General features: G+C 66.6%; 9 protein-coding genes. 2 read left to right on the forward strand and 7 right to left on the reverse strand.

Annotated features, from left to right (window positions below; all coding sequences use genetic code 11):
* The 6 genes from ACGFIG_RS30600 to ACGFIG_RS30625 form a co-directional block, all read right to left on the reverse strand.
* Nucleotides 1-3429: amino acid adenylation domain-containing protein (locus ACGFIG_RS30600; protein WP_393008836.1), on the reverse strand; the 3429-nt coding region annotated here is incomplete at its 3' end.
* Between the two features lie 132 nt (nucleotides 3430-3561).
* A complete protein-coding gene (locus tag ACGFIG_RS30605) occupies nucleotides 3562-4005 on the reverse strand; it encodes a cupin domain-containing protein (protein WP_393008838.1) in 444 nt (147 codons plus the stop codon).
* On the reverse strand, nucleotides 4002-5015 hold the full coding sequence (locus ACGFIG_RS30610) for a class I SAM-dependent methyltransferase (RefSeq protein WP_393008840.1): 1014 nt from the start codon (nucleotides 5013-5015) through the stop codon (nucleotides 4002-4004). The genes ACGFIG_RS30605 and ACGFIG_RS30610 overlap by 4 nt, the downstream gene beginning before the upstream one ends.
* Nucleotides 5012-5998, reverse strand: coding sequence for a hypothetical protein (locus tag ACGFIG_RS30615; protein ID WP_393008841.1), 987 nt, complete (start codon nucleotides 5996-5998; stop codon nucleotides 5012-5014). Before ACGFIG_RS30615 ends, ACGFIG_RS30610 begins: the two co-directional genes overlap by 4 nt.
* The gene (locus ACGFIG_RS30620) at nucleotides 5991-6569 is read right to left on the reverse strand and encodes a VOC family protein (protein WP_393008843.1); all 579 of its coding nucleotides are present in this window, start codon (nucleotides 6567-6569) and stop codon (nucleotides 5991-5993) included. Before ACGFIG_RS30620 ends, ACGFIG_RS30615 begins: the two co-directional genes overlap by 8 nt.
* Nucleotides 6566-8287 carry a gamma-glutamyltransferase family protein gene (locus ACGFIG_RS30625; RefSeq protein ID WP_393008845.1) on the reverse strand — a complete coding sequence of 574 codons (1722 nt, stop codon included), beginning with the start codon at nucleotides 8285-8287 and terminating at the stop codon, nucleotides 6566-6568. The genes ACGFIG_RS30620 and ACGFIG_RS30625 overlap by 4 nt, the downstream gene beginning before the upstream one ends.
* A gap of 467 nt (nucleotides 8288-8754) precedes the next feature.
* On the opposite strand from ACGFIG_RS30625, the gene ACGFIG_RS30630 reads away from it, so the two are divergent.
* The gene (locus ACGFIG_RS30630; RefSeq protein ID WP_393008847.1) at nucleotides 8755-9807 is read left to right on the forward strand and encodes an SAM-dependent methyltransferase; all 1053 of its coding nucleotides are present in this window, start codon (nucleotides 8755-8757) and stop codon (nucleotides 9805-9807) included.
* 116 nt (nucleotides 9808-9923) lie between these two features.
* Here ACGFIG_RS30630 and ACGFIG_RS30635 read toward each other — a convergent pair whose 3' ends face one another.
* On the reverse strand, nucleotides 9924-10634 hold the full coding sequence (locus ACGFIG_RS30635; RefSeq protein ID WP_393008851.1) for an LmbU family transcriptional regulator: 711 nt from the start codon (nucleotides 10632-10634) through the stop codon (nucleotides 9924-9926).
* Nucleotides 10635-11100: 466 nt separating this feature from the next.
* Between ACGFIG_RS30635 and ACGFIG_RS30640 the strand changes: the two genes are divergently transcribed.
* A partial coding sequence (locus tag ACGFIG_RS30640; RefSeq protein WP_393008849.1) for an AMP-binding protein occupies nucleotides 11101-12074 on the forward strand: 974 nt, incomplete at its 3' end.

Genomic DNA, 12074 nt, shown 5'->3' on the forward strand with positions numbered 1-12074 from the left:
ACGACGCTGCGCGAACGACAACGGCACCAACTCCGGACGCACCGCCCGACCCAACACCGGACGCGTCCCCCCACCCGCATCCAACCGCCCCACCAGACCAGCCACCGTCGGCGCGTCGAACAAACTCCGAATCGACAACTCCCGACCCAACACCGAACGAACCCGACTCACCAACTTGATACCCAGAAGAGAATGCCCACCCAAATCGAAGAAACTATCGTCAATCCCCACACCAGCCACACCCAAAACATCCGCGAACAACCCACACAACACCTCCTCCACCGGCGTCCGCGCCAACCGACCACCCACCACCAAAAGATCAGGAACCGGCAACCGACCCCGATCCACCTTCCCATTAGAATTCAACGGCAACTCATCAAGAACAACAAAACCACCCGGCACCATATGCACCGGAAGAAGACCCGCGAGGTAGTCCCGGAGCGCCTCGGTGGTCGGCTGGACAGCGCTCGACCGCTGCGGAACCACGTAGGCCACCAGACGACGGTCACCGTCCTTCTCCTGCACGACCACCAGCGCCCGGGCAACGTTCTCATGCCGTTCCAGCGCGGATTCGATCTCGCCGGGCTCGATGCGGAAGCCGCGGATCTTCACCTGGCTGTCGGCACGCCCCACGAACTCCAGAACACCGTCCACACCCCACCGCGCCAGATCACCCGTGCGATACATCCGCGCACCCGGCACCCCAGCGAACGGATCCGCCACGAACCGCTCCGCGGTCGCGGCGGATCGCCCAAGGTAGCCACGGGCGAGCACGTCGCCGCCGACGTACACCTCGCCCCTCATCCCGATGCCCGCCGGTTGCATCCGCTCGTCGAGCACGTACACCTGTGGACCGGCCAGTGGACGGCCGACTGGCACCTGCTCAGGCCAGCCGGCCGGGTCACCCGTCAGGATCTGCGTGGTCACGATGTGGGCTTCGGACGGTCCGTACTGGTTCTCGAAGCGGACCCCGGCCAGGGCTGCGGCGAACCGGCGGGTGTCCGCGCTGATGCGCAGCACATCTCCCGCGGCGTAGACGTGACGCAGCGACAGCGGTAGAGGACTCTGCACCCAGGCCAGGATCACCTGGTCGAGCAGGGCCGGAGGCGCGTGCAGCGTGTCGATCTCATGCCGTTCCAGCAACTCGAGCAGCAGGTAGGGATCCTGTCGGATCTCCTCACGCGCGATGGTGAGCGTACCTCCGCTCAGCAGCGTCACGAATATCTCCTGGAAGCACACGTCGAAGCCAACCGACGCGAGATAAAGGCCGCGGCGCGGGCGCGTGTCGTGGGCCAGGTGCCAGGCGATCAGGTTGTCCAGGGTCCGGGCAGTCACGCTGATGCCCTTCGGCTCGCCGGTCGAGCCAGACGTGAATATGACGTACATCAGGTTGGTCGGCCTGCGACGTCGTGGCGGGGCGGTCGGGGACCGCAGGGCGATGGCTGCCGCGTCCGTGTCGACGCACATGCTCGTCCTGCCCAGATCGGGGATGCGGTCACGCATCGCAGAGTCGGTGACGATCAGGGCAGGGTCGGCGCTTCGCATGACGTACTGCAGGCGAGCGGGCGGGAGCTTGGGATCCAGCGGCAAGTAGACGCCACCCGCCTTGAAGATGGCGAGCAGCGCGACGACGCTCTGGAAACCACGATCGACACACAGTCCGACCACGACCTCCGGGCCCACACCGGCCGCCACGAGGTGGTTCGCGAGCCGATTGATCAGAATGTCCAGCTCGCGGTACGTCATCTGCTGGCCGTCGCTGAGCAGCGCGACGGCGTCCGGGCTCGACGCGACCCGCTGCTCGAAGGCCGTCATCAGGTCGGCCACCGGCTCGACAGGGACGTCGTCGACGTTGAACCCGCGCAGGACCAGATCGCTCTCGCCCGGGGACAACCATCCCGCCTGCGACACCGCCTGGTCAGGCTGACCGGCGAGCGCCGCCAGCAACGTCGTGTACCGCTCCGCCATCCGCTCTGCCGTGCTCCGGTGGAACAGATCGGTGCTGTAGACGACCACGCCGTACATGTCCGCGCCGCGATCCTCGATCTTGACTTCGAGGTCGAAGGGCGTGTTCGCGGCATCGGAGCCGACGGGGCTGACCCGCAGCCCCGGAAGGGCCGGGCTCTCCACCGGCCGGCCGCCGTCGAACCACACCTGGAACAGCGGATTCCGGCTGGTGTCCCGCTCCGGCGCCACCTCCCGGACCAGTCGCTCGAACGGTAGTTCCTGATTGGAGTACGCGCTGAGCGCCACCTCGCGCACGTGCGCGAGCAGCTGTCTGAAGGTGGGGTCGCCGGACCAACGCACCCGAATCGGCACGGAGTTGACAAAGAACCCCATCAGCTCCTCGAGGTCGGCGCGGTCGCGCCCCGCCATGCCCGAGCCCGTCACGACGTCGGTGCGCCCTGAGTAACGGGCCAGGAAGACGTCAAACGCTGCCAGCAGCACCATGTAGACGCTTGCCGCGCCCTCCTCTGCGATGGCGCGCAGCCTCTCGGTCACGGCCGGCGGCACCACGAAGTCCACCGAGCCGCCCCGACCACTCAGCGTCCGGGGTCGCGGGAGGTCCGAAGGCAGATCGACGTACGGCGGCGCGCCGTCGAGCGTGTCACGCCAGAAGGCGAGCTGCTGCCCGATCTGCTCCTCCGTGACCGCGGCCTGCTCCCACTGCGCGTACTGCGGGTACTGCAGTGGCAACGGGGGAAGGCCACCTCGACGTGTACGGGCCGCGTCGTACGCGGCGGCGAGGTCACGCCAGAAGACGCCCAGTGACCAGCCGTCCACCACGATGTGGTGCAGGACGAGGACGAAGTAGTGGACATCGTCGTCCACCCGCACCAGGCGCGCCCGCATGAGCGGACCGGTCGAGAGGTCGAAGGGCCGGAGCGCATCGTCGGCGACCATCGCGAGGACCTCCGCCGTGGGATCGGCGCCTGTCCCCGGCAGCTGGACCACAGGGAGCGGGATCGACGTCACGGGACCGGTGCTCTGCCGGGGTTCACCCTCGACCTCGTGGAAACGGACCCGAAGAGCGCCATGCCGCTCCCAAACCTGCTGCAACGCGTGCTGCAGCGCGACCGGATCCAGGGGCCCGTCGATCCGCCACACATGGTCGGCGTGGTAACTCGAAGAGTCCGGGACCATCTGCCCGAGGAACCAGAGCCGGCGTTGGGCGAACGACAGGGGTGCGTCTCCGCCAGGTGATAATGCCGGCCACCGAAACGTGTCCGAAGGCGACGTCGAGCCGCCCCCGCTCAGACGCTGCCGGACGAGTGCGAGTTGTTGCGGCGAAAGCGAACTCACTGGTTGCCCCCATAGGTGCGACAGCGCCGAGAGCCCTATCTGGCCTGCCGCGACGTTATAGTTCTGAATCCGGCGCGGTACCGAGGAGGAGCGCGCAAATGCCCCAGGCGAATGTGCTGCACGCACTGCTCGCAATCATGCCCACCCGGAAACCCCGCCCCACTAGGTGTTCTGAAAGTGCTCAGCTGGACCGGGCGTCCGTCGCGGAGACGATGTACACGGAGGTGCGCCGCCTGGGCGCTGGGCACTGGTGACCTCTCATCCTCCGTTGAGCAGCACTCCGAGGCAGTAGGAACCCGGCTCGGCGGAGCGGGTGACGAAGTGGTGGACCGTGCCGGCGGGAATGAAGAAGGCCGCGGGAGAGGTCAGGGTGTAGTGCTTGTCGTCGGCGACGACGTCGATGACCGCACCGCCGGGTGTGGGCGACATGAGCAGGTAGATCTCGGGCACCTCGTGGGTGTGCGGCGCGGCGACCGGCTTACCGACCTTGTCACTGATTTCTCCACCAGCCACCTCGACCGGCAGCCCTCCGAACATGTCGGCCGTCAGGTAGAAGGGTGTCGGCGCGTGATGACCTGGGATCTGGCGGAACAGCGGAAGGTCTTCGCGGGCAGCCGGAGCAGCCGACCCGGGTGACGGGGAGACGATCTTGTCCATGTTGTCCTCCGACTTGGGATTGACGAGTGCGCGGCCTGGGCTCATGCCGGCGTCAACCGGAATATGAAGCTGAATGCAGGCAGATCGATCAGCCGCTCGTCGGCGCGCTTCCAACCGCTCTCCTCGATGGCAGAGTGCCATTCCTCGAGCGTCGGCAGATACTGGTCCATGACGGCGTGCACCGTCTCGAACCCGAGAGTGAACATTGGCAGGTCGGTGCCGTGCACGTCGGTCGAGCGGCAGGTGTCGCCGAGCACGAGGTTGCGCACGTTGGGAAAGACCTGGCGGATCCGGCGCAGTGTGTTGATGCAATTCTCCCGCGGCCAGAAGTCGTGGCCCATCAGAAAGCACGTCACGAGGTCGACACCACGGTATTCCGGACGAGGCGCCATGGTCAGCACGTCATCCTCGACCAGCGTGATGCGGTGGCCCAACTGAGCGTCGGCGACGGCTTCCTTCGACACGGCAAGCGCACCCTGGGCCACGTCGATGCCCACGGCCCGGACGGACGGCCATTGTTGGGCCAACATGATGATCCGGTCCGCACTACCGCACCCCAGGTCGGCGACCGTGGTGAAGGACATCCCGTCCAGCAGCTCACGCAGGGGCGGGTCGAAGAACGTGCGGGCGATGCTGCGGCAGGCGACGCTGATCGCCCGCGAGTCGCGGTTCATGCCCCGATCGGCGCGTTCGCTGTTGAGCGTGAGACGGGTCAGATCGGTGAACAACTCGCCGCAGCCGCGGGTCAACCAGTAGAAGAACCCTCTGTTCTTGAACGCGTCCTCGAAGCCGGGCCCGCGGCTGGCCGTCTTCCGAACCGGGTCCAGGACGACGATCTCGCGGCTCGCGAGCGCGGTGAGGATCGCGCGCACCGCACCAAGATGCACGTCTCGGCCCGCCGCGAACCGGTGTACGTCCAGGGCGTCCTTCTCGGCGAGTTCCTCGAGCAGCCCGATGTCCCACGCTGCGCTCAGGGCAGCAGCGGCGACCGCGCCGTTGAAGGTATCGGCGCAATAGCGTTCGTCGCGGGACAGGTGCAGTGGCCCGACGGTCATGCGGAACCTCTTCCTCTCAGCGCGGCACGGCTGGGAGCCGCATGGGGATACCGCTCGGGCACCGGCGAGGCGGCCAGCCGCAGGATCTCCAGCAGCGTGCCGGTGAAGTTCTGCTTGCGGTCCATCAGTTCAGGTGTCTGCAAGGTCGGTGGCTCCTCATGCAGACTCGGAGCGAACAGGGGATAGAGACCATTGACACTGATTTCCAGGACGATTGCGTGCACCCTGCGGGCCAGTTGCACCACAACCTCGCCATACGACAGATTGGCGCGGCTGGTCAGGAAGATCCCGTCGTAGAGCCACAACAGGGTCTCGCGGTGCATCCGCCATCGCCCGCCCGGAGGCTTGGGATTCTGCAGCAGCGAGACTCCGGACGGCACGACCTTCTCTGTGATCCCCTCGTGAACCTGTTCATTGATCTCGCACTCGCGGCGGAGCGCATCTGCCTCGATGCTGCCGCCGAGACTGATCTTTCCCCGGACCAGCGGCCTGATGGGTGCGTAGTCCCTGGCCCACGCTCCGCTGAGATTGATGTGCTGGCGTGCCATGGGCGCCCGGATGACACGCTCGTAGATTTCCCGAGGCGGAGAGCTGGCATAGAGCAGCATGAGGGTGTACCCACGGACGAGCGCACACGCCTGCGCGGCCAGCGCCGGGGCATGGGGCTCCGAATCCTCGGCGTCGTCGAGGATGGCGGCCAGCAGTTGCCAGAGCAGGAACGTCGTTTGATGTCCGGTGATCCACCGGAACCAGAACAGTCGGTCGATCTCGGCGGCGTCGGGCGGTGGCAGTTCGTGCCTCGTTGACGGGGGCAGGGTACTCAGGCTCTCGTGGCAGGCCATGATGGCTTCCCGGTCGACCTCCGACGTACGCGGTAGCCAACTGGTGGGCAGGGCGAGCGGCTCCAGGCCGTAGATGTGGCCGCCGTACTCCCACTCCGACTGCTGCGGCAGCCTCGTGACCAGGGCGGGTGCATCAAGCATTACCATCGACGCCGCCCGGCATGTAGGTGAACTCGTACTCCAGGCCGTTGACGTCGAACGCGTAGAAGCTCTGCATGCCCTGGCCGTCGATGTCGATTTCGCTCGCCGGCTCCCTACGGGCGAACACGAAGCGATCGGACTCGTAGAGCGCGAACCAGCGCTGGCGCCAGCGCCGCAGTTCCTCGGCCGTCTCCACCCGCAGGCAGACGTGCTGGAACTGATTGACGTCCGCCGCGGGCGGCCCGTCGGCACCGCCGTCACGAGCGAAGAGGTGCAGCCGTACGTCGCCCGCCACCATCTCGACGAGGCGAGACAGACCCGGCAGCCGGCGATGGCTGAGCGCGGAGAAACCACCATTCATTTCCCACGAGACGGTGCAGCCCAGGAATTCCTGGTACCAGGCGATGGCGTTCGGCAGATCGGTCGTCTGAACGCCGATGTGGTGGATGTTGCCGGTGAGCGGCGAGGGCGGTTCGGCGAAACGATTCGTCCGTGCACTTTCCGATGTACCCGAGATCAAGGCCGTCTCCCTTCTTTCGGAGCCCTTGTCGCCGTCGTGGCGCCAGCTCACCGGCTGACGGCGTAGGCCTGGCACTTGCGGGGACTCGCGCCGGCGAACACGAACCCGCTCGTGGCGTCCCGGCCGCTGGCGCAGACCTTGCCCAGAGACCTCTCGGCGACGAGTTGGACATCGTGGTTGCGGCGCAGCAGTTCGTCGACAACCTCGGTGTCACAGTTCCGCTCGACGGTCAGACGCCGGGGGTGGGACTCACGGGGGGTGAATGAGGCGGGGACGGCGTCGCTGTGGAAGGCGAGCGACTCCGTCGCGCTCTGGCTGTCGAGCCCGAAATCGATGACGCCGAGCAGGAACAGCAGGGTCCACTGGTCCTGGCGGTCGCCGCCCGGTGTGCCGAAGGACAGCACGGACCCGTCGTCCTTCACGACGACTGTGGGGCTCAACGTGGTCCGGGGACGCCGCCCAGGAGCGACGCCGTTGGGGTGTCCGTCGACCAGCCACATGGTCTGTCCACGGGTGCCCAGTGGGAAGCCCAACTCCCCGATCACGGGCGAGCTCTTCAGCCACCCGCCGCTGGGTGTCGCCGCCACGGTGTTGCCGGCCCGGTCGGTGACCGTCACGGTGCAGGTGTCCCCACGGGCGGCCGTCCTCGGCAGGATGGTCGGCAGACCGTTGCCAAGTTGGTTGATCCAGTCTTCCGCCCCGGGCTGGAGGTCTGGCTTTCCGGGCGTCGGCATCCAGGGATCGCGACCGTCCGGCGCCCCTGGGCGCAGGGTCTCGGCTGCCTCCTTGGTGACCAGCTCGCGACGGGCACGGTTGTAGTCGGCGCTGAGCAGCGTCTGCAGCGGGACGTCGGATTGCAGGGGGTCTCCGTACCAGGCCTCCCGATCAGCGAACGCCAGCTTCGCGCACTCGACGACAGTGTGGAGGTACTCGGCGCTGCCCAGCCCCATGGCGGCGAGATCGAAGCCTTCGAGGAGCGCCAACTGCTGCAGGAAGACCGGTCCCTGCGACCAGGGTCCGGGCTTGTGGACGAGATGCCCCCGATAGACCACACCGGGTGCCTCTTCGACCGTCGGCTGCCAGTTTGCGAGGTCCTGTCCCGTGAGGAAGCTTCGATGACGCCTTCCCGTCGCGTCGATGGCCTCGGTGCGGTTGGTGAAGGCGTCGATGGCCTCTGCCACGAAGCCCCGGTAGAAGGCGTCCTGCGCAGCCTGGATCTGGGCCTCGCGGGACGTGGACGCCGCCTCCGCGAGATCGACGATGCGGCGATACGTCTGCGCAAGAGTGGGATTACGGAACCGTGTCCCTGGCCCAGGAGCTTTGCCACCGGGCAGGTAGATGCTCGCCGACCCCGTCCACTCGCTGGCGAACAGCGGGGCCAGCGCGGCGATCGCGTCCGCGGTCTCGGGCAGCAGCGGAAATCCTCGTTCCGCGTAGTCGATGCCGTACGAAAGCACCTCGCGCAGGCGCATCGTGCCGAACTCAGCCAGGAGCCGCATCCACCCACCGAACGCTCCCGGCACGGTGGCAGGCAGCAGCCCCGAGCCGGGGATCTGTCCAAGCCCCAACTCCCGGAACCGATCCAGCGTGGCCGCACCAGGCATCGGGCCCTGTCCGCAGACCGCGGCGGTCTTCCCGGTCGCCGACGAGTACAGCACGACGGAAAGATCACCTCCCGGGCCGTTGTAATGAGGCTCTACCACCTGAAGCACGAATCCCGCGGCCACCGCCGCGTCGAAGGCGTTGCCACCGCGCTCGAGGACGGCCATTCCCACAGCCGACGCCGCAGGATGCGTCGAGGAGACCGCTCCTAGATCACCTTTCAATTCCGGTCGGGACGGAAACAAGCTGTCACCACCATCTGTCGTCACCGGGAAGGCCACCGGCCGATACCGCTTGCGGCTGCCGGCCGGCCGGTTCTTGTCAGGAGCCCCACCACAGGCCTTGCGCGGATCTGCACCGGGGGCACGGACAGCATATGACGTCACTCGATTTCAGTCCGCCCACGCTTTCTGCTGCGTCGCTTCTCGCGGAAACCGCGTCTCGCCGGCGAGACATTGACCGTCGCTCCCGGAGCGCATCGGCCCGCCCAGCCAGCCAGGACTCGATGCGCTGCTACACTTCCGCGCTGCGCAAGAGTTTCGAATCCGCGCCGATCGACTGCACCCGATTGCGGAACCAACGTGCCTAGGATCTGCGGGAGGCAAATCATCGACGGCGACAAGGAAGCATCACCATGACCGATAATCCACTGCAGATCGTAGAGTTCCGCGAAGCGGAGCAACTACGGGCGTGGCAAGACTTTCACCTGTCGAAGATGCCCGAGCTGATCAGTTCGATGCACTTGTGTCAGGCGGTTTTCGCCATGCTGGACAGCGGCCTTCTGCAAAGGCTCCGCAACGGTCAGCACCGAACGGAGGACGGTCTCCTCGACGACCTCGACGAGCGGATGGGACCGGGGTTTCTGCAGTATCTGACCATCCGGGGAGTCCTGGAACAACGCGACGGCGGAGTCCACCTGACGCGTTGGGGGGAACTGCTGACCTCCGACGTGTCGTTGGCACGCCTCGGCATCTACGTCGGAGCGTACGGCCCGGTCACCAGCAGGATGAGCGACCTGTTGACGGGCCGGGTGCGTTACGGCGAAGACGTCAACCGCAACGGCGGTCCGTTGGGGGCGCACTGCGCCACCCTGTTCTCGATCTTCCACACGCCCGTGGTGCTCAGGGCGATGCAGGGTCGGGACGTGACGTGCGTGCTGGACGTCGGCTGTGGCGGCGGTCAACTTCTCGTCGATGCGTGCCTGCGCGACAAGAGCCTCAGGGGGGTGGGGCTGGACATCTCGCCCGAGGCGGTGGAGGTGGCTCGTGACCTGGCCCGCCGAGAGGGTGTCGACGACCGGGTGGAGTTCATGGTGGCCGACGGCTTCGCGCCGGAGACCTGGCCCGAGGCGGCGTTCAAGGCCGACGGGCTGTGCGCGGTCAGCGCGCTGCACGAGCACTTCCGCGACGGCGAGCAGGCGGTCGTCGACATCCTCGACACATACGCGAGGGTGCTGCCGGAACAGAAGATCTTGCTGGTGGGCGAGCCAGAAATGCTGTATGTGGACAACGAGAACCACGACGACTTCTTCCTCGTGCATCTGTTGTCGGGACAAGGGCTCCCACGGGACAGGTCGGCATGGCTCGCGGTCTTCGAGAAGACGGCGCTGGAGTGCCGTCTCATCTACACCAGGCCGGGCGCCGGACCCCGGATCTGCTTCTATGATCTCGCGCCGCGCCGGTGTTAGTTCAGGCGTCGGTCACGGCCGGACGGCAGGCACCTGCGGGGAGTCAGGCCGGGCCCGGCCGGTCTCGTTAGACCGACCGGGCCCAGCTGTTCGTCGATGGACTCACGCCCTGCTGGTCATGCTGTGGAGGCACTGGACAACGACCCCTGCACCGCGCGGTCGAGTACCCTCGCCATCCAGTCGGACAAGCTGCAGTTGTGCCGGGCTGCTTCAGCCTCCCACCGTTCCATTCGCTCCGGGCTTATCTGCAGCTGCAGCCGCACCTTCGCGACGTCCGGCTCGTTGCTGTCGGCCACGCTGGCCCGCACCTGCTTACGTAGTTCGTTGCGCGACCAGTTCATCCGTAGCGCGAAATCGAGCCAGTGCTCTTGTTCGTCAACCGGAAGCGCAGCGACCTCCATGTGGTGCTGAAAGGTCAGTCTGGCCCTCCGGCGCGAAGGCTCGAAGCGTCGCGCGACCCAGGCGTAGTTGCGCAGCGTCTGGTAGTCGAGCAGGGTCTCGGCCATTGCCCGCTTGTAGCGGTCGCGGTATCGCTCCTGGCCGAACACCAGCCAGTCGCCGATCCACCAGGACGACGAGTCCGCCAACCGGAGAATCTGATTGCCGATCTCACACCACGTCGGCAGCGGAAGGGTCTCAGGCAGGTCCAGCCGGGTTGGTTCGACCGACGCGGCGAGGTCGAGATAGTTCGGTAGCGAGTTTCCGGACTCCGGCCTGCGACGTGTCTCAGCGGGTTGGCTCGCAGCGGCTGCCGGGTGGCGTCCCCCGGCCGACACCGCCCCACCCGGGCCCGTCCCGTACTGCGGCTCACCGCGTCTCCCCGTCATCAGCTTCACCAGTCTCCATTTCTGCGGAAAACGAGGGCGGAGACCGAAGGTCGGCCAAAGCACCGACCAGACCGTGGCCGAAGGCAGGAGGAGGTGGTCGGTCAAGTGACAGGGCAGGCTCGGACGATCGGCGATGGTGGCCCGACGATCGGCCGATGGCGGCCCGACGTCGGCCGGCCATCGACGCTGACAGGCGCTGGACCGAGCGCTGGACCGAATCGTCCCAGGCAGAACGAACCCCCGTACGTGACATCCGCCTTCGCCCCCGGCGCGGGGATCTCCACCCGCCACCAAGGATTGCCCGACAAACGTAACAGTGAATGTCGGCTTGGAACGCGCTCCGTCACATGCCACACATCGTTTAACATCTTTTTCTCGGTGAAGCAGGTAGATATCGCGTATGGGCGATAAGAGTGCTTCGCGGCGACAGCGCGCACGTCGCCACGTTCGTACGGACAGGAGAGGAATGAGCGACGACGCGGCTCCGACCAGCAAGGGGTGGCTACTCGACCGGCTCGAGGAACGAGTCCTGGCGTCGGGTGACTCGGTTGCGCTCGCCCACGGCGACGACACCATGACCTACACCCAGCTCGACACCCACGCCAACAAACTCGCCCACCACCTCCGAAACCACGGCATCGGCCCCGAAACCGTCGTCGGCGTAACGCTGCACCACGGCTTCCCCGCCGTCATCAGCCTGCTCGCCGTCCTCAAAGCCGGCGGCATCTACCTACCCCTCGACACCCGCCACCCCACCGACCGACTCACCTACATGACCACCAACGCCGACACCCGCCTCATCCTCACCGACCACAAAACCACCCTGCCCCCACTCCCCACACCCGTCATCACCTACGACGACACCCCCGACACCACACCAACCCCACCCCCCGAACCCCGCACCACCCCCGACAGCGCCAGCTACATCGTCTACACCTCCGGATCCACCGGAAAACCCAAAGGCATCACCGCCACCCTGCGGACACTTCTGCCTGCGGTGCGCTGGCTCCTGTCCCGTGACGGCGCCGCAGCGCGGTGCGTTCAGCTCGCGTCAATCGGGTTCGACGTCTCCCTGCTCGAGATACTCGGCACGTTGCTCTCCGGTGGCGTCCTCGTCCTCATCGACGACGAGCACCGGCAGGACCCGGAGAAACTCCTCCAACTTCTCGCACAGCAGCGGGTCGAGCGCCTCTACACCTCGCCGGCCCAGCTGCACCACATAGCGCTCGCCTGGACCGAGCGAAAGCAGCCGCTGTTCCTCTCCGAGGTACTCGTTTCCGGTGACGTCGTGCACATCTCCGACCCGATTCGTCAAATGCTCTCGAGCATCCCCGGAGTGGTTCTGGAGAATCAGTACGGTCCCTCCGAGACCCACCACGCCACCGCCAACCGCCTCACCACACCCCCCACCCAATGGCCCACCAACCCCACCATCGGAAC

This window comes from Micromonospora sp. NPDC049048, from assembly GCF_043197615.1.
Classification (GTDB): Bacteria; Actinomycetota; Actinomycetes; order Mycobacteriales; family Micromonosporaceae; genus Micromonospora.